Source organism: Curtobacterium sp. BNK-1 (assembly GCF_048685235.1).
GTDB classification, from domain to species: Bacteria; Pseudomonadota; Gammaproteobacteria; order Enterobacterales; family Enterobacteriaceae; genus Pantoea; species Pantoea agglomerans.
Genome location: NZ_JBLQTJ010000001.1, coordinates 534,787 through 552,524 on the forward strand (window position 1 = coordinate 534,787; position 17,738 = coordinate 552,524).

The 17,738-nt window shown below is 57.1% G+C and carries 14 protein-coding genes; 9 read left to right on the forward strand and 5 right to left on the reverse strand.

The window, feature by feature from the left end; translation table 11 throughout:
• The first annotated feature begins 29 nt into the window (after positions 1-29).
• The 5 genes from mrcB (at position 30) to fhuB (ending at position 8,661) form a co-directional block, all read left to right on the forward strand.
• Positions 30-2,561: a bifunctional glycosyl transferase/transpeptidase gene (gene mrcB, locus ACMGGP_RS02360; RefSeq protein WP_191917904.1), complete on the forward strand. Its 2,532-nt coding sequence runs from the start codon at positions 30-32 to the stop codon at positions 2,559-2,561.
• 199 nt (positions 2,562-2,760) lie between these two features.
• Entirely contained in the window at positions 2,761-4,959 is a 2,199-nt protein-coding gene (gene fhuA, locus ACMGGP_RS02365; protein WP_498798108.1) for a ferrichrome porin FhuA, read from the forward strand.
• Positions 4,960-4,998: 39 nt separating this feature from the next.
• Positions 4,999-5,793: a Fe3+-hydroxamate ABC transporter ATP-binding protein FhuC gene (gene fhuC, locus ACMGGP_RS02370; protein WP_498798109.1), complete on the forward strand. Its 795-nt coding sequence runs from the start codon at positions 4,999-5,001 to the stop codon at positions 5,791-5,793.
• A gap of 7 nt (positions 5,794-5,800) precedes the next feature.
• Complete coding sequence (fhuD, locus tag ACMGGP_RS02375) at positions 5,801-6,682, forward strand: Fe(3+)-hydroxamate ABC transporter substrate-binding protein FhuD (protein ID WP_498798110.1); 882 nt, start codon at positions 5,801-5,803, stop codon at positions 6,680-6,682.
• A complete protein-coding gene (gene fhuB, locus ACMGGP_RS02380; protein WP_122889292.1) occupies positions 6,682-8,661 on the forward strand; it encodes a Fe(3+)-hydroxamate ABC transporter permease FhuB in 1,980 nt (659 codons plus the stop codon). The genes fhuD and fhuB overlap by 1 nt, the downstream gene beginning before the upstream one ends.
• 318 nt (positions 8,662-8,979) lie before the next feature.
• On the opposite strand, the gene hemL is transcribed toward fhuB, so the two are convergent.
• Positions 8,980-10,260, reverse strand: coding sequence for a glutamate-1-semialdehyde 2,1-aminomutase (gene hemL, locus ACMGGP_RS02385; protein ID WP_010254062.1), 1,281 nt, complete (start codon positions 10,258-10,260; stop codon positions 8,980-8,982).
• A gap of 203 nt (positions 10,261-10,463) precedes the next feature.
• Here hemL and erpA point away from each other — a divergent pair, with 203 nt between their 5' ends.
• A complete protein-coding gene (gene erpA / locus ACMGGP_RS02390; protein ID WP_010254064.1) occupies positions 10,464-10,811 on the forward strand; it encodes an iron-sulfur cluster insertion protein ErpA in 348 nt (115 codons plus the stop codon).
• Positions 10,812-10,841: 30 nt separating this feature from the next.
• On the opposite strand, the gene ACMGGP_RS02395 is transcribed toward erpA, so the two are convergent.
• The 3 genes from ACMGGP_RS02395 to mtnN all read right to left on the reverse strand — a co-directional run bounded on the left by ACMGGP_RS02395 (position 10,842) and on the right by mtnN (position 12,702).
• Complete coding sequence (locus ACMGGP_RS02395; RefSeq protein WP_010254068.1) at positions 10,842-11,093, reverse strand: hypothetical protein; 252 nt, start codon at positions 11,091-11,093, stop codon at positions 10,842-10,844.
• Positions 11,094-11,216: 123 nt separating this feature from the next.
• Positions 11,217-12,011 carry a vitamin B12 ABC transporter substrate-binding protein BtuF gene (gene btuF, locus ACMGGP_RS02400; protein ID WP_010671857.1) on the reverse strand — a complete coding sequence of 265 codons (795 nt, stop codon included), beginning with the start codon at positions 12,009-12,011 and terminating at the stop codon, positions 11,217-11,219.
• Entirely contained in the window at positions 12,004-12,702 is a 699-nt protein-coding gene (gene mtnN / locus ACMGGP_RS02405) for a 5'-methylthioadenosine/S-adenosylhomocysteine nucleosidase (RefSeq protein ID WP_010254075.1), read from the reverse strand. Before mtnN ends, btuF begins: the two co-directional genes overlap by 8 nt.
• Before the next feature lie 92 nt (positions 12,703-12,794).
• Here mtnN and dgt point away from each other — a divergent pair, with 92 nt between their 5' ends.
• The 3 genes from dgt (at position 12,795) to ACMGGP_RS02420 (ending at position 17,207) form a co-directional block, all read left to right on the forward strand.
• The gene (gene dgt / locus ACMGGP_RS02410) at positions 12,795-14,285 is read left to right on the forward strand and encodes a dGTPase (RefSeq protein WP_010254077.1); all 1,491 of its coding nucleotides are present in this window, start codon (positions 12,795-12,797) and stop codon (positions 14,283-14,285) included.
• Positions 14,286-14,419: 134 nt separating this feature from the next.
• Positions 14,420-15,865 carry a serine endoprotease DegP gene (gene degP / locus ACMGGP_RS02415; RefSeq protein ID WP_010671858.1) on the forward strand — a complete coding sequence of 482 codons (1,446 nt, stop codon included), beginning with the start codon at positions 14,420-14,422 and terminating at the stop codon, positions 15,863-15,865.
• Between the two features lie 184 nt (positions 15,866-16,049).
• Positions 16,050-17,207, forward strand: a complete 1,158-nt coding sequence (locus ACMGGP_RS02420; protein WP_010254083.1) for a CdaR family transcriptional regulator — start codon at positions 16,050-16,052, stop codon at positions 17,205-17,207.
• Positions 17,208-17,267: 60 nt separating this feature from the next.
• On the opposite strand, the gene ACMGGP_RS02425 is transcribed toward ACMGGP_RS02420, so the two are convergent.
• Positions 17,268-17,660, reverse strand: a complete 393-nt coding sequence (locus ACMGGP_RS02425) for a DUF3461 family protein (RefSeq protein ID WP_010254085.1) — start codon at positions 17,658-17,660, stop codon at positions 17,268-17,270.
• Positions 17,661-17,738: the final 78 nt, after the last annotated feature.

A 17,738-nucleotide genomic window follows, 5' to 3' on the forward strand; every position in this document is an offset into this window, starting at 1 on the left:
CCGTAAGCACTGCCTGGAGAAGAAAAGTAATGTCTGGGAACGATCGCGAACCAATAGGGCGCAAAGGTAAACCGTTGCCGCCGCGCAGCAGTGCGGGCCGGGGACGACGCAGGGATATCGAACAGGATATCGATCAGGACGATTTTAATGATGACGAGGAGGAAGCGCCGGTGCCACGTAAAGGTAAAGGTGGAAAACCGCCGCGCGGCAAACGCCGTTGGCTGGGATGGGTAATCAAACTGTTCCTGGTGTTTGTGGTGGTCATGGCCGCGTGGGGCATCTACCTCGACTCGGAAATTCGCAGCCGGATTGACGGTAAAGTGTGGCAACTGCCCGCCACCGTCTATGGCCGCATGGTCAGCCTGGAACCCGGCATGGCCTACAACAAAAGTGAAATGGTGGCGCTGCTGGAAGGTACTCAGTATCGCGAAGTCTCCCGTATTACCCGCCCTGGCGAGTTTTCGGTGAAGGGCAACACCATCGATCTGCTGCGTCGCCCGTTTGATTTCCCCGACAGTAAAGAGGGGCAGATCCACGCGCGCATGAGCTTCAGTAAAGATGAGCTGAGCGAGATTAAAAACCTTGAAACCGGTCGTGATTTTGGCTTTTTCCGCCTCGATCCGCGCCTGATCACCATGCTGCAGTCGCCGAACGGTGAACAGCGACTCTTCGTACCGCGCGCCGGTTTCCCGGATCTGCTGGTCGATACGCTGATCGCCACCGAAGATCGCCATTTCTATGAGCATGATGGCATCAGCCCTTACTCCATTGGCCGCGCCTTCCTGGCGAACATCACGGCCGGGAAAGCGGTGCAGGGCGGCAGTACGCTGACGCAGCAGCTGGTGAAGAACCTGTTCCTCACCAACGAGCGTTCGCTATGGCGTAAAGCGCGTGAAGCCTACATGGCGGTGATCATGGATGCGCGCTACAGCAAAGATCGCATCCTGGAGCTCTACCTGAACGAGGTCTATCTCGGTCAGGCTGGCAGCGATCAGATCCGCGGTTTCCCGCTGGCCAGCCTCTACTACTTTGGCCGTCCGGTTGATGAGCTGAGTCTGGATCAGCAGGCGATGCTGGTCGGCATGGTGAAAGGCGCGTCGCTCTATAATCCGTGGCGTAACCCGAAACTGGCGCTGGAACGACGCAACCTCGTGCTGCGCCTGTTGCAGCAGCAGAAAGTAATCGACCAGGAGCTGTATGACATGCTGTCGGCCCGTCCGCTGGGCGTGCAGCCGAAAGGCGGCGTGATTACGCCGCAGCCGGCCTTTATGCAGATGGTGCGTAACGAGCTTCAGGCAAAACTGGGCGACAAGGTGAAAGATCTCTCCGGGGTGAAAATCTTCACCACGCTGGATCCGGTGTCGCAGGATGCGGCCGAAAAAGCGGTGATCGATGGCATTCCGACGCTGAAAAAACAGCGTGGTCTGAAAGATCTGGAAACCGCGATGGTGGTGGTTGACCGTTTCAGCGGCGAAGTCCGCGCTATGGTCGGCGGTGCCGATCCACAGTATGCCGGTTACAACCGCGCGCTGCAGGCACGCCGCTCTATCGGCTCACTGGCGAAACCGGCGACTTACCTGACCGCGCTGAGCCAGCCAAACAGCTACCGGCTGAACAGCTGGATCGCCGATGAACCGATTGCGCTGAAACAGCCAAACGGCAGCATCTGGAAACCGATGAACGACGATCGTCGCTTCAGCGGCAAAGTGATGCTGGTGGATGCGCTGACCAACTCAATGAACGTGCCGACCGTAAACCTCGGTATGACGCTGGGGCTGGATGCGGTAGTGGATACCTGGAACAAGCTGGGCGTGCCAAAAGAGCAGCTGCATCCGGTGCCATCGATGCTGCTGGGTGCCTTAAACCTGACCCCGGTTGAAGTGGCTCAGGCGTTCCAGTCGATCGCCAGCGGCGGCAACCGCGCGTCGCTGTCAGCGGTGCGTTCGGTGATTGCGGAAGATGGCAGCGTGCTCTATCAGAGCTATCCGCAGGCGCAGCGTGTTGAGCCGGCGCAGGCCGCTTATCTGACGCTCTACACCATGCAACAGGTGGCTGACCACGGTACCGCCCGTGCACTGGGCGCACGTTTCCCGAATGCGCATCTGGCGGGCAAAACCGGTACCACCAACGATCTGGTGGACAGCTGGTTTGCCGGTATTGATGGTAAAGAAGTGGCGATCACCTGGGTGGGACGCGATAACAACCAGCCGACCAAACTCTATGGTGCCAGCGGCGCGATGCAGCTCTACCGTCGCTACCTGGACATTCAGGCCCCGATGCCGTTACAGCTGACGCCACCGGAAGATGTGTCGCTGATGAATGTGGATTCTGCCGGTAACTTTGTCTGCGGCACGGGCAGCAGTACCTGGCGTTCTCTGCCGGTGTGGGCGCTGGATCCGAATGCGCTGTGTCAGCAACAGCAGCAGCAGGTTCAGCAGCAACAACAGCTCTTCGATCAGCAGCAACAACAGCAGCAGCCGCAACAACCGGCCCAGCAACAGCAGGAGCAGAAAGATAGCGACGGCGTAGCAGGGTGGATAAAAGATATGTTTGGCAAATAAATCAGTCAGACAGGTTAAAAAGGGCGCTTCGGCGCCCTTTTTTTGTTCCTGATCAATACGCGTCAATCGGCCTGCAAACGGCGTCACTACTGGGATTTCTTCTTGCAGTACCTGCTGAATTTCGCATATTATCTAAGCGTTATAATAATCATTATCGTTTCGATTCGCCTGCCTGAGCCTATTGTTAAGAGACACTTTTATGAATGCGCGAACGACTTTTTCTGACAACACCAAAAAAACATTTTCCCGACCGCTTCTTGGCATCATGATCTCACTAAGCCTGAGCTCCTCTCTTTACGCCGCGCAGACGGAGACGATGGTCGTCTCGGCTGATGGTGGCAGCGGCGTCGAGGCGGAAAGCGCCTGGGGACCGGCACCCACCGTGGCAGCGAAACGCAGCGCCACCGGGACCAAAACTGATACCCCCATTGAAAAAAATCCGCAGTCCATCTCCGTGGTCACCCGTGAAGAGATGGAGATGCGTAACGTAACCAGCGTGAAAGGGGCGTTTAACTACACGCCTGGCGTGCTGACCGGTAACCGGGGCAGCTCAGACGTGATTGATGCGCTGTCGATTCGCGGTTTCAGCGAAACCAACACCAATCAGTATCTGGATGGTCTGAAACTGCAGGGTGACAACTACTCTGAGTTTGCCATCGATCCTTACTTCCTGGAACGCGCTGAACTGCTGCGCGGCCCGGTTTCGGTGCTTTACGGTAAGAGCAATCCCGGCGGAGTGGTCTCGCTGGTGAGTAAGCGTCCGACCCAGGAAACGCTGCGCGAAGTGCAGTTCCAGATGGGCAACGATAACCTCTTCTCGACCGGCTTTGACTTTGGCGGCGCGCTGGACGACGACGGCGTCTACAGCTATCGCCTGACCGGCCAGGCGCGCAGTCAGGATGTGCAGCAGGCGATGAACAAAGAGAAGCGCTACACCATCGCACCGGCTTTCAGCTGGCGTCCCGACGATCGCACCCGCATTGACCTGCTGACCTATTTCCAGAACGAGCCAGAAACCGGTTATTACGGCTGGCTGCCGCGTCAGGGCACGGTGGTACCGATCACCCGCGCTGATGGCAGCCAGTACAAACTGCCAACCAACTTTGATGAAGGCGAGCAGAGCAACAAGATTTCACGCAACACCAAAATGGTCGGTTATAACGCCGAGCACAGCTTTAACGACACCTGGACGCTGCGCCAGAACCTGCGTTATGCCGACCTGCGCACCGATTACCGCAGCATTTACAGCAATGGTTTCCTGCCGGAGACTCAGCAAATCACGCGCGGTTCGGCGGTTTCAGAAGAGAAGCTTAACCAACTGGCGGTCGATACCCAGGCGCAGGCGAAATTCGCCACCGGCCAGGTTGATCATACGCTGCTGCTGGGCGTCGATTATCAACGGACCCGTAACGATATTGATGCTGCCTTCGGCACTGTTACGCCACTTAATGCGATCAATCCCCAATATGGCAATGACACTGCAATCGGTACGCCATTCCCTTATCACTATCTGAATAAACAAGAACAAACCGGTCTTTATGCACAGGATCAGATGGAGTGGAATCGTTGGGTACTGACGTTAGGTAGCCGTTACGATTACGCCACAACCTCTGCGCTTAACCGCAGCAGCAGTACCGAAGTGAAAAATCACGACCAGGCATTCACTTGGCGCGGTGGTCTGAACTATGTGTTTGATAATGGTGTGGCTCCCTACTTTAGCTATAGCGAATCATTCATTCCCAACACCGGCACTACGTCCGGCGGTCAACCGTTTGATCCTTCGCGCGCAAAGCAATATGAAGCTGGCGTGAAATATGTTCCCAAAGAGCGTCCGGTGGTGCTTACCGCCGCAGTTTACCAACTGACCAAAACCAAAAACCTGACGGCTGAACCCGGTAATGTCAATTTCAGCGTTCAGAGCGGTGAAATCCGGTCACGGGGCGTAGAGCTGGAAGCTAAAGCGGCGCTGAATGCCAACGTTAACCTGACGGCGTCCTACACCTACACCGATGCGGAATATACCGAAGATACGCTGCTGAAAGGCAAAACGCCGGTACAGGTGCCGAAGCACATGGCCTCACTGTGGAGCGACTACACCTTCCACGAGACCGCTTTGTCAGGCGTAACGCTGGGCGCGGGTGTGCGTTATGTCGGTGAGAGTCAGGGCCTTTACAGCACTGGCACTGAGCAGAACCAGAACTTTAAAGTTGCCGGTTACACCACGGTGGATGCGGCGCTGAAATATGATCTGGGTCGTTTCGGTTTGCCGGGTTCGGCTGTGGGCGTCAACGTCAACAATCTGTTTGACCGCGACTACGTCGCCAGCTGCTATCGTGAATACGCCTGCTACTGGGGTGCGGAGCGCCAGATTGTCGGCACCGCGACCTTCAGATTCTGATTTAACCGGGCGCTTCGGCGCCCGTTCACAGGGATAACCATGCCGCATCCGCACGCAGAAGAGGCGACCTTTACGCTGAAAAACGCCAGTTTTGAAGTGCCGGGCCGGACTCTCCTTCAGCCACTGTCGCTGACCTTTCCGCCGGGAAAAGTGACCGGGCTGATCGGTCACAACGGCTCGGGCAAATCAACACTGTTAAAAATGCTGGGTCGTCACCACGCGGCCAGTAGCGGAGAGGTGCTGTTGAATCAGCAGCCCGTCGGACGCTGGAACAGCAAAGCCTTTGCCCGTCAGGTGGCCTATCTGCCGCAGCAATTACCGGCAGCCGAAGGGATGACGGTGCGTGAACTGGTGGCGATTGGCCGCTATCCCTGGCACGGCGCGCTGGGGCGCTTTGGTCAGGAAGATCGCGACCGGGTAGAGGATGCGATTGCCCTGGTCGGGCTTAACGCCTTTGCCGGACGGCTGGTAGATAGCCTGTCGGGCGGCGAGCGTCAGCGCGCCTGGCTGGCGATGATGGTGGCGCAGAACAGCCGCTGTCTGCTGCTGGATGAACCGACGTCGGCGCTGGATATTGCCCATCAGGTTGAGGTGCTGGCGCTGATAAAAGCGCTGAGCCAGCAGCGCGGCTTAACCGTGATTGCGGTGCTGCACGATATCAATATGGCAGCACGCTACTGCGATCATCTGGTGGCGCTGCGTCAGGGCGCGATGATTGCCGAAGGTGACGCAGAGGCGATTATGCAGCCTGAGGTGCTCGGTGCGATTTATGGCATTCCGATGGGCATTTTACCGCACCCGCAGGGCGGCGCGCCGGTCAGTTTTGTCTGTTAAGGAGAGGATGATGCCCGATCTTAATCGCCGCCGACTGATGCTGGCGCTGGCAGTCTCTCCGCTGTTTTGTGCGCTTCCCCTGCGTGCCGCCACGCCAAATCCGGGTCGGATTATTGCACTGGAGTGGTTACCCACCGAACTGCTGATAGCACTAGGCGTCACGCCCTGGGGCGTGGCCGATCTGCACAACTACAACATCTGGGTAGGGGAGCCGCCGCTGCCTGAAGGCGTGATCGATGTAGGTCTGCGCACTGAACCCAATCTTGAGCTGATGGCGCAAATGCAGCCGTCGCTGATCCTCTGCTCCAACGGCTACGGCCCGCCTAAAGAGAAACTGACGCGCATCGCGCCCATTATGGGCTTCGACCTCCACAGCGGCGACGGGAAACCTCTCACTGCCGCGCGCGCATCGCTGCGTCAGCTGGCGGCGCGCCTTGGATTAAGCGCGCGAGCAGAACAGCATCTGCGCGAGGTCGATGATCAGCTGGCGGCGGCGCGCCAGCGGCTGGCGCCCTATGCCGGACGCACTATCCTGCTGATGTCGCTGCTCGACAGTCGTCACGCCATTACCTTCGGCAAAAACAGTCTGTTTCTGGAAGTGATGACTCTGCTGGGCCTGAAAAATGGCTGGCAGGGCGAAACAAATTTCTGGGGCAGCGCGGTGATCGGCATTGAAAAGCTGGCGCAGGTCGGGGATGTGGATGTCATCTGCTTTGATCATGATAACGATGCGGAGATGCAGCAACTGATGCGCAGCCCGCTGTGGCAGTCGCTGCCGTTTGTACGCACCGGACGCTTTCAGCGCGTCCCGGCCGTCTGGTATTACGGTGCGACGCTCTCGGCGCTGCACTTTGTTCGCGTGCTGGAACGCGCGCTGGAGTCGCACTGATGCGCCATGCTCTGTTTCCCGCAGGCCTCCTCAGCCTGCTGTTTCTGCTGGCGCTCAGCCTGACGCTGGTCAATCTGCATCAGGCGTTGCCACAGGCTGAATGGTGGCAGGCACTCTGGTCACCGGCGGTCGATAGCCTGCCGCAGATGGTGTTTCACCACAGCCTGCTGCCGCGCACGGTACTGGCGCTGCTGGTGGGTGCCGGGCTGGGCTTAGCCGGTCTGCTGTTTCAGCAGATATTGCGTAATCCGCTGGCGGAGCCAACCACGCTGGGCGTCTCTTCCGGCGCACAGCTGGGCATTACCGTGGCGACGCTGTGGCATCTGCCGGGCGGGGCGCTGACACAGCAGTTTGCCGCGCTCAGTGGCGCGCTGCTGGTGGGCGCGCTGGTGTTTGGTGTGGCCTGGGGCAAACGTCTGTCGCCGGTAACACTGATTCTGGCCGGGCTTGTGTTGAGCCTCTACAGCGGCGCGGTGAATCAAATCTTCGCTATCTTCAATCACGATCAGCTGCAGAACATGTTTCTGTGGAGCACCGGCGCGCTGAATCAGATGAGCTGGGAAAATGTGCAGCAACTCTGGCCGCGCCTGCTGCTGGCGTTTGTGCTGGCGCTGGCGCTGCTGCGTCCGCTGACGCTGATGGGGCTGGATGATGGCGTAGCGAAAAACCTTGGCCTTGCGCTCTCCGTGGCGCGTTTTGGTGGCCTCGGGCTGGCGATCCTGCTCAGCGCACAGCTGGTCAACGTCGCCGGTATCATCGGCTTTATCGGGCTGTTTGCGCCGCTGCTGGCGAAGCTGCTGGGTGGACGACGGCTCATCACCCGGATGCTGCTGGCTCCGCTGACTGGCGCGCTGCTGCTGTGGCTGGCGGACAGTTGCGTGTTGTGGCTCAGCACTCACTGGCGCGATATCCCGACCGGCACCGCCACGGCGCTGCTCGGCGTACCGATTCTGCTGTGGCTGCTGCCGCGACTGCGCACCGGTTCGGTGCCGCCCGCGCTGAATCAGGGTGATAAGGTGCCCGCCGAGCGACAGAACCTGCTGCGCTGGGCGCTGACGGGACTTGCCATCCTGGCGCTGCTGGGGTGGGGTGGTCTGGCGTTTGGTCGTGATGCGCAGGGCTGGGTCTGGTCTGCGGGTGAGATGCTGCAATCGCTGCTGCCATGGCGCGCACCGCGCGTGCTGGCCGCGCTGGTGACCGGCCTGATGCTGGGCGTGGCGGGGAGTCTGATTCAGCGGCTGACCGGCAATCCCATGGCCAGCCCGGAAGTGCTGGGCATCAGTTCGGGTGCCGCTTTTGGCGTGGTGATGATGATGTTCTTTGTGCCGGGCGATGCGCTGGCCTGGCTGCTGCCCGCCGGTGCGCTGGGCGCGGCGCTGACGTTGCTGGTGATCATGGCGGTAGCCAGTCGGGGCGGCTTTTCGCCGGAACGAATGCTGCTGGCGGGCATGGCGCTTAACAGCGCCTTTGTCACCCTGCTGATGCTACTGCTGGCGAGTGGCGATCCGCGTATGGGCGGGCTGCTTAGCTGGATCTCCGGCTCGACCTATAACATCAGCGGCACTCAGGCGGTTCAGAGCGCAATCTGCGCGCTGGTGCTGGTGTCGCTGGCACCGCTGGCCAGTCGCTGGCTGACGTTGCTGCCGCTGGGAAGCGCTACCGCACGCTCGGCCGGTATGGCGTTGACGCCTGCGCGGCTGAGTCTGCTGCTGCTGGCGGCCGCGCTGACCGCCAGCGCGACACTGACTATCGGTCCGTTGAGTTTTGTCGGACTAATGGCACCCCATATGGCGCGCATGCTGGGATTCCGGCGGGCGTTGCCGCAACTGCTGCTGTCAGGATTACTGGGGGCGGGATTGATGGTGCTGGCTGACTGGTGCGGACGAATGCTGGCATTCCCGGATCAGATCCCAGCCGGGCTGATGGCGACCTTTTTAGGCGCGCCTTACTTTATCTGGCTGCTGCGGCGTTCAGGTTAAGAGGAAAAAGCAGGCTGGTTTCAGACGCCGGCCAGATCCAAAGTAGGGTGAATCTGACAACAACGAAGAAGCTCAATGCGCAGGAAATTGGGTCAGAGGAGGAAAGCGTCCCGCGGCAGGGACAAAAACGCCGGGAGCATTTTTGAACAACGCGAAGCGTTGGCCCGGCAACGGGCGCACCTCATGGATGACGGCTTTCGCGCCTTTCCGATCTGACCCTGTTTCCTGTGCGTGCACCCTCTCACAACAGAGCGGGGCAAGCCTCATCAATAACAAAAGACCGGCTGCTGCCGGTCTTCATCTTTAACGCTGCCGCAATTACAGCTTCGCGAAACAACGACGCGCGGCGTCGACAGTGCGCTGAATATCCTCTTCGCTGTGCGCCAGCGACATAAAGCCCGCTTCATAGGCTGAAGGCGCAAAGTAAACGCCCTCCTCAAGCATCAGGTGGAAGAAGGTTTTAAAGCGCTCCACATCGCAGCGGGTTACATCGGCGTAACAGGTCACACTGTCAGCATCGGTGAAGAACAGGCCGAACATCCCGCCAACATGGTTAATCACCAGCGGGATATTTTGCTGTTGTGCTGCTTCACGCAGACCCTCTGCCAGCTTGCGGGTCAGGGCATCCAGCTTCTCATGGGTACCCGGCTGCGCGATCTGCGTCAGGCAGGCGAAACCCGCCGCCATGGCGATTGGGTTACCAGAGAGCGTTCCCGCCTGATAAACCGGACCGGTCGGGGCCAGCGCTGCCATCACTTCGCGACGCCCACCGAACGCACCGACTGGCATGCCGCCACCAATGATTTTCCCAAGGCAGGTCAAATCAGGGCGCACATTGTAATGAGCCTGCGCGCCACCCAGCGCGACACGGAAACCGGTCATCACTTCATCGATAATCAGCAGTGCGCCGAACTCATCACACAGTGAACGCAGACCCGGCAGGAACTCCGGCTGAGGTGGGATGCAGTTCATGTTACCAGCCACCGGCTCAACGATGATGGCCGCAATCGACTCGGGATATTGCTCAAAAGCGCTGCGCACTGAGTCGAGATCGTTAAAGGTGCAGGTCAGAGTATGTTTAGCGAAATCGGCCGGTACGCCCGGCGAGTTCGGCTGACCCAGTGTTAACGCACCGGAGCCGGCTTTCACCAGCAGATGATCGGCGTGGCCGTGGTAGCAGCCTTCAAACTTGATGATTTTATCGCGGCCGGTAAAGCCACGCGCCAGGCGGATAGCGCTCATGGTCGCTTCGGTGCCGGAGTTGACCATCCGCACCATCTCCATGCTCGGCACCAGCTCACACACCAGCTGCGCCATGGTCACTTCCATTTCGGTCGGTGCGCCAAAACTTAGGCCGCGCTGTGCCGCTTCAATCACGGCGTTACGAATCGCCGCGTTGTTATGACCCAGCACCATCGGACCCCATGAGCCGACATAGTCGATATAGGCTTTGCCGTCAGCGTCATAGAGATAGGCGCCATCAGCGTGTTCAATAAACAGCGGAACGCCGCCCACACCGGTAAATGCGCGTACTGGCGAGTTTACCCCACCCGGGATCAGGCGTTGTGCCTCGGCAAACAGTTGTTCGGACTTACTCATTTTCGGCTCCAGCGGTTCAGAAAAATATTGCGCCATTCTACGGAAGAGGGGCAGCAGACGAAAGGTGGATTCGCCCCCTGTGCCCTTAACAGGAGTGAAAGCGGCACAGAGTGCGAAGGGCAGAGCTTGATTGCGCTGAGGTGCTGGCTGATAATAGCGTAATTAAGGTCGTTTTCTGACCTGGGCGTTTACCGGAGTAAAACATGAGTGATGAAGTAGTAGCACTGCCGTTGCAGTTTACCGACGCCGCAGCCACCAAGGTGAAGAACCTGATTGCCGACGAAGAGAACCCGGCGCTGAAACTTCGCGTCTATATCACCGGTGGCGGTTGCAGTGGTTTCCAGTACGGCTTCACCTTTGATGACCAGATGAATGATGGCGACATGACGATTGAAAAGCAGGGCGTCTCGCTAGTGGTTGATCCGATGAGCCTGCAATATCTGGTGGGCGGTTCAGTGGATTACACGGAAGGTCTGGAAGGCTCACGCTTTATCGTGACCAACCCGAATGCCAAAACCACCTGTGGCTGTGGCTCTTCCTTCAGTATCTGATAATGCAGGCCGTCATACAGACGGCCTCGTTTACCATTCTATTGTGACCAGCCGGTTACTTTGCTTCACACTTCCCTGCGATTGAATCTGGCCGTTTGTCACGCGCGGCTGCGCGCTTGCCTGTCTGCCGCAGTTGATCTGCGGTGCGGGCTGGCCGTTAGCCGTGTTGATTTCACAGCGTGAATAGATGACAAGTCTGGCGCCAATAGAGCCATTTATCGATCCTGCAAAGGCAGAACCGGCGATCGACAGCCCTATGGCCAGCAGCAGTGCTCTGGTCATATAAGGTTCCTGGTGTTTTAAAAAAGCGCCGGAGCGCTAAAAGGACGGCGAGCATACGTGGCGCGTTCGTCTCTGGTATTGATCAACGGCAAAAATCGCAGTGACTTTAATCAATTCGCTGATTTATTCATCGGGATGCAGGGCCGCACAGAGTTGCTGCGCGGCCAGCAGCAGTCGCGGGCCTGGCCGGCTAAGCCAGTCCTCGTTGATGGCAATCACCGGTACATCCAGCTGCGGTCGCCAGAACACCCGGATGTTTTCCGCCTGCTGCGCACTGCCACCCGTCACAACGGCCTGAGGATGGCGCATCAGCACCTGCTCACGGCTGACCTGCGGCCAGCTGACGCGGCTGTCAGCAAAGATGTTCCTGCCACCACATAACGTAATAATTTCATTCTGCAGCGTGGCTCTGGCGGCGGTAAACAGGGGCTGCTGACCAAATTGCAAAAAAAGCGGAACCGCAGTCAGATGAGCATAGCGCTGACGCAGCGCGGCTTCCTGCTGACGTAACTGGCGGGCAGCGCGAGTTGCCTGCTCCGGTCTGGGACTCCAGTGGCCCAGATCGGCCAGCGCCGTGAACATCTCATCCAGCGTCAGCGGATCAATCCATTTAACCGGCACGCCGAGCTGCTGTAGCTGGTCAATCTGCCGCTGCGGATTACCGCCTCGCCAGGCTAATACCAGATCCGGCTTAAGCTGCAGAATACGTTCAGCCTTGATGCCCTGCCAGTTTGCGACCTGCTCAATCTGTTTCGCCTGCGGCGGATAGTCGGACCAGGCGCTGACCGCAATCGGGGTAATCCCGGCAGCAAAGGCGAGTTCGGTAAGGTGAGGGGAGAGGGTAATCACGCGTGGCGGTGAAGCCAGCAGGCTGCCGCTCAACAGCAGCAGCCAGCAGAGGAGTAGCGTTTTAGCCACGCGCCAGATGCGCCAGCAGGTTCTCCACCATCAGCGAAGATTGCTTCGCCGCAACGCTTAAGAACTCATCAAAGCTGAGGTGAGATTGCTTATCGGCCACGTCGGAAATGGCGCGGACTACTACAAAAGGCACCTGGAATTGATGACAGACATGGCCGATAGCGGTGGCTTCCATCTCAACGGCAATCGCCTGTGGGAACAGATTACGAATGCGCGCCAGCGGTTCGGCACCATTGATAAAGGCATCACCGCTGACCACCAGACCGCGTACGGCATTCAGATCCAGCTGCTGAATACAGGCTTCTGCAGCGGCGATAAGCTTGCTGTCTGCCACAAACGCGGCCGGACAACCCGCCATCTGACCCGGCTCATAACCAAAAGCGGTGACGTCAGCATCGTGATAACGCACTTCTTCTGACACCACGATATCACCGACGCTGAGCGACGGCGCTAAACCGCCAGCCGAACCGGTGTTGATCACCACATCCGGCTTGCAGAGCTGCAGCAGCAGCGTGGTACCCAGCGCTGCAGAGGTTTTACCAATGCCCGATTTCAGCAGAGCCACCTCAACGCCCTGCAGGGTGCCGGTATAAATTTCACAACCCGCCAGCGACAGCGTTTGACGGTTTTCAATTTTGTCGCGCAGCAGTGTGACTTCCTGCTCCATCGCGCCAATAATGCCTGCTTTCATAGTGAGTTCCGCTAATGTAAAGAATCAAAATTTAGGGCATAGTCTACCATGGCATTCAGGGGATTAATTCACGAAAAAATAAGGGGTAATCCATGTCAGCGATCAATTTCAGGAAGAAGATCAGCTTCTCGCGCCCTTATAACAGCCGCAAGGAACCGGAAGGCGAATATTACATTACGCGCCATTTTGAGAGCGATCGCGGACGGATTATAAACTCCGCCGCTATCCGGCGTTTGCAGCAAAAAACGCAGGTGTTTCCGCTGGAGCGTAACGCTGCCGTTCGTTCCCGCCTGACGCATTCGCTGGAGGTGCAGCAGACCGGGCGTTACATCACCAAAGAGATCCTGCAAACCCTGAAGATGCAGGGCGGGCTGGCGCAGTATGGTCTTGATGAGCTGGAAGGCGCGTTTGAAAGTCTGATTGAGATGGCCTGTCTGATGCATGATGTCGGTAATCCACCTTTTGGCCATTTTGGCGAGGCGGCGATTAACGACTGGTTTGAAGAGAACCTCTCTGCCGAGCTGGTGGATCCGCTGGTGGCCGGCGTGGAAGGAGAAGCACAGCGTAAAGCCTTTGATCAACTCAACGCCATGATCCGCCAGGATCTCTGTCACTTTGAAGGCAATGCGCAGGCGATCCGGATGGTGCATACGCTGCTGCAACTGAATCTCAGTTATTCTCAGGTCGCCTGCATCCTGAAATATACCGCGCCTGCCTGGTGGCAGGGGGAAAAGCCCGCCGAATTTAGCGTACTCATGAAGAAGCCTGGGTTTTATCTCTCTGAGCAGGATTATATTGCCGACCTGCGTGCTGCCACCAATATGGAAGAACACCACCGTTTTCCGCTGACTTATATAATGGAAGCTGCGGATGATATCTCCTATTGTATTGCCGATTTGGACGACGCTGTAGAAAAAGATATCTTTAATGTTGAAAGTTTGTATGAGTTTCTCAATAAAGCCTGGGGGCCGGTTAAAAATAATGACGCTTTCAGCCGGACTATTGGCGAAGCCTGGCGTGAAGCCTGCAGTAAAAAACGCCGAAGCCGCAGCGATCAATTTTTTATGTCACTCCGCGTAAATGTTCAGAGCGTGCTGGTAAGCTATGCGGTGAAACGTTTTGTTGATAATCTTCCTGCTATATTCGATGGAAGTTTTAACCATGCGCTACTGGAAGATGAGGGTGAAGAGGGCCGCTTACTGCAATTGTTTAAAACCGTTGCGCGCCAGCAGGTCTTTAATCATTCTGAAGTAGAGCAGCTGGAGTTGCAGGGTTACCGGGTGATTAAAGGGCTGCTGGAGATCTATCAGCCGCTGATGCGCCTTAATTACGAAGCCTTTACCACGCTGATAAATGAAGATTTCCTGCGTCAGCATCCGATCGAAACCCGGCTTTTTCATAAGCTCTCGGGTAAACACCGTAAAGCCTATTTGCATAAGATGCGTAATCTGGTTGTCGAACATAAATATCAGCGTCTGTTGTGGGAACGTTATTATCGCTTCCGGCTCATTCAGGATTATATCAGTGGTATGACCGATCTCTATGCCTGGGATGAGTACCGACGACTGATGGCGGTAGAATAAGCCGCCAATTGTAAAGAGCGCGAATAAATTTTTACTTTTGCCTTAAACTTTTAAAGGAACTTCGCGCTAAAACATTTATCTCACCTTTCGACCACAGCAATGGTCTGAACAGTAATCTTATTGAGAAACGAAAAATGAAAAAAAAGACCTTAATGTTAAGTGCGCTGGCGTTGAGCCTGAGCATGGCGCTCGCCCCTGTTACTGTTTCTGCTGCGCAAACGGCCTCTTCCGATAGCCTGCAACAGCCAAGTCTGGCACCGATGCTGGAGAAGGTGATGCCGTCTGTGGTCAGTATCAGCGTCGAGGGGACCACCACGGTGAAAACCCCGCGTATGCCGCAGCAATTTCAGCAATTCTTTGGCGACAATTCGCCATTCTGCCAGGATGGTTCCCCGTTCCAGGGTTCACCGATGTGCCAGAACGGCGACGGTGCAGGCGGTAACGGCGGCGCGCCAGTGCCTGATACCCAGCAGGAAAAATTCCGTGCTCTGGGATCGGGTGTCATCATTAACGCTGACAAAGGCTATGTGGTAACTAATAACCACGTCGTGAATAATGCCACCAAAATTCAGGTACAGCTCAGCGACGGTCGTCGCTATGACGCCAAAGTCATCGGTAAAGATCCCAGCTCTGACATTGCCCTGATTCAGCTGCAGGAAGCCAAAAATCTTACCGCAGTCAAAATCGCTGACTCTGACAACCTGCGCGTCGGCGATTATACCGTGGCGATCGGCAACCCTTATGGTCTGGGTGAAACGGTCACCTCAGGTATCGTCTCCGCGCTGGGACGCAGTGGCCTGAACGTGGAAAACTACGAAAACTTTATCCAGACAGATGCGGCCATTAACCGGGGCAACTCCGGTGGTGCGCTGGTTAACCTCAACGGTGAACTGATTGGGATTAACACCGCCATTCTGGCGCCCGATGGCGGCAACATCGGTATCGGCTTTGCTATCCCCAGCAACATGGTGAAAAACCTGACGGCACAGATGGTCGAGTTTGGTCAGGTGAAACGCGGCGAGCTGGGCGTGCAGGGGACTGAGCTGAACTCCGAGCTGGCAAAAGCGATGAAGGTCGACGCACAACGTGGTGCCTTTGTCAGCCAGGTGCTGCCAGACTCGGCTGCCGCCAAAGCCGGTATTAAGGCGGGCGACGTCATTGTCTCGATGAACGGTAAACCGCTGAGCAGCTTTGCTTCGCTGCGTGCGGAAGTGGGCTCACTGCCGGTTGGCACCACCCTGAAACTGGGGCTGCTGCGTGACGGCAAACCGGTCGATGTCTCTGTTAAGTTGCAGCAGAGCAGCCAGTCAAAAGTGCAGTCCGCGACCATCTACACTGGCATTGAAGGCGCCGATCTCAGCAATATCGAAGCGGGTACCAAAGGTGTCCGGGTTGATAACGTGAAACCGGGCAGTGCTGCGGCGCGTATCGGCCTGAAAAAGGGCGATGTGATCCAGGGCGTTAACCAGCAGGTAGTGACCAACCTGGGTGAGCTGCGCAAAGTTCTCGACAGCAAGCCGTCCGTTCTGGCGCTGAATGTGAAACGCGGCGACAGCAGTATCTATCTGCTGATGCAGTAAGCGAACAGCAACGGATGAAGAGGCGGACTGCGGTCCGCCTTTTTTATGTCCACTCTCTGCCTCGTCAGAGTGTGATGCTCACCGCAAATTCGGCAAATGACGGCCTGGCTCTGTGCAATTGCACAATGTTCTGCGTGCTGTGCATGCGTATTCTGTTTCTCCCCCCTCTTTTCAGGAGTAATGGATGGCTACCTATCACCTTGATGCCCGGCTGGCACAGGATATCGTGGCGCGCACCATGAAAATTATTGACAGCAATGTCAACGTGATGGATGCGCGGGGCCGGATTATCGGCAGCGGTGACCGGGAACGTATTGGGGAGTTGCACGAAGGTGCACTGCTGGTGCTCTCTCAGGGGCGCGTTGTCGACATCGATGAGGCCGTGGCTAAACATCTTCATGGCGTGCGGCCTGGCATTAACCTGCCGCTGCGCATCGATGGTGACATCGTTGGGGTGATCGGCCTGACCGGTGAGCCGCTGGCGCTGCGGCATTATGGCGAGCTGGTCTGCATGACCGCAGAGATGATGCTGGAGCAGGCCCGGCTGCTGCATATGCTGGCGCAGGACAGCCGTCTGCGTGAAGAGCTGGTGCTGAACCTGATCCGCAGCGATACCCTGTCGCCACAGCTGACCGAATGGGCACAGCGGCTCGGTATCGATCTCAATCAGCCGCGTGTGGTCGCCGTGGTGGAAGTGGATAGTGGTCAGCTCGGCGTCGACAGCGCGATGTCAGAGCTACAGCAGCTGCAAACGCTGCTGACCACGCCGGAGCGGGACAATCTGATCGCGATTGTATCACTGACCGAAATGGTGGTGCTAAAACCGGCCCTTAATGGGCATGGGCGTCACGATCAGGAAGATCATCGCCGCCGCGTAGAGCAGTTACTACAGCGGATGAAAGAGAGCGGTCATCTTCGGATGCGTATCGCGCTGGGCAACTTCTTTACCGGACCCGGCAGCATCGCACGCTCTTACCGGACGGCGCGCACCACGATGATGGTGGGCAAGCAACGTATGCCCGAGGTGCGCAGCTATTTTTATCAGGATCTGGTGCTGCCCGTGCTGCTCGACAGCCTGCGGGGTGGCTGGCAGGCCAATGAGCTCGCCCGGCCACTGGCGAAGCTCAAGAGCATGGATAACAACGGCTTGCTGCGCCGCACGCTGATCGCCTGGTTCACCCATAACGTCCAGCCGAGCGCCACCGCGCGTGCGCTGTTCATTCATCGTAATACGCTGGAATACCGGCTGAACCGGATTTCTGAACTGACCGGACTGAATCTTGGCCATTTTGATGACAGGCTGTTGCTCTATGTTGCTTTGCAACTGGATGAGCAGGGCTGAAGTGAAGATTTGCGGCATAAAAAAGGCCAGCAATGCTGGCCTCTCTGGTCGGGCAGGAAATTAACGACCGTTACGGGTTAATTTTTCCAGATCCGATTCAATTTCAGTGATCTTGTGAGAAACCACGCTTTCCAGGTGACGCAGGTCATCCAGAATTTTGCGTTTCAGATCCACTTCAACCTGATCGCGCTGGCAAATCTGGTCCAGTTCATCGATGACATAACGCAGATTCGGGCTGATTTCCTGAACTTCTTTGTAGCCCTGGGTCGCGTGATCGGCAACAACCGTTTTGCGCTGGCGCGGATATTTGAATTTGACGCTCTTCGCGAAAAACTCACCTTTATCTTTGCGGAAGTAGATTTTCAGAATGTCGTTATTGGCTTCCTGACGCAGGCTATAGCGGTCAATGTCGTCCGGGTTACTGATACCTAAGCTTTTCAGATTGTCATACATAGCGTTGTTTCCATCAAAAGTGAGAAGCGCGCAGACTTGTTCATGACGTCCGTCAACTGTAGACATAAATAAGCGGGA

Excerpts from the sequence above, each read along its gene's own strand:
- mrcB (WP_191917904.1), top strand. The coding sequence starts at position 30 with ATGTCTGGGAACGATCGCGAACCAATAGGGCGCAAAGGTAAACCGTTG.
- fhuA (WP_498798108.1), top strand. The coding sequence starts at position 2,761 with ATGAATGCGCGAACGACTTTTTCTGACAACACCAAAAAAACATTTTCC.
- fhuC (WP_498798109.1), top strand. The coding sequence starts at position 4,999 with ATGCCGCATCCGCACGCAGAAGAGGCGACCTTTACGCTGAAAAACGCC.
- fhuD (WP_498798110.1), top strand. The coding sequence starts at position 5,801 with ATGATGCCCGATCTTAATCGCCGCCGACTGATGCTGGCGCTGGCAGTC.
- fhuB (WP_122889292.1), top strand. The coding sequence starts at position 6,682 with ATGCGCCATGCTCTGTTTCCCGCAGGCCTCCTCAGCCTGCTGTTTCTG.
- hemL (WP_010254062.1), bottom strand. The coding sequence starts at position 10,260 with ATGAGTAAGTCCGAACAACTGTTTGCCGAGGCACAACGCCTGATCCCG.
- erpA (WP_010254064.1), top strand. The coding sequence starts at position 10,464 with ATGAGTGATGAAGTAGTAGCACTGCCGTTGCAGTTTACCGACGCCGCA.
- ACMGGP_RS02395 (WP_010254068.1), bottom strand. The coding sequence starts at position 11,093 with ATGACCAGAGCACTGCTGCTGGCCATAGGGCTGTCGATCGCCGGTTCT.
- mtnN (WP_010254075.1), bottom strand. The coding sequence starts at position 12,702 with ATGAAAGCAGGCATTATTGGCGCGATGGAGCAGGAAGTCACACTGCTG.
- dgt (WP_010254077.1), top strand. The coding sequence starts at position 12,795 with ATGTCAGCGATCAATTTCAGGAAGAAGATCAGCTTCTCGCGCCCTTAT.
- degP (WP_010671858.1), top strand. The coding sequence starts at position 14,420 with ATGAAAAAAAAGACCTTAATGTTAAGTGCGCTGGCGTTGAGCCTGAGC.
- ACMGGP_RS02420 (WP_010254083.1), top strand. The coding sequence starts at position 16,050 with ATGGCTACCTATCACCTTGATGCCCGGCTGGCACAGGATATCGTGGCG.
- ACMGGP_RS02425 (WP_010254085.1), bottom strand. The coding sequence starts at position 17,660 with ATGTATGACAATCTGAAAAGCTTAGGTATCAGTAACCCGGACGACATT.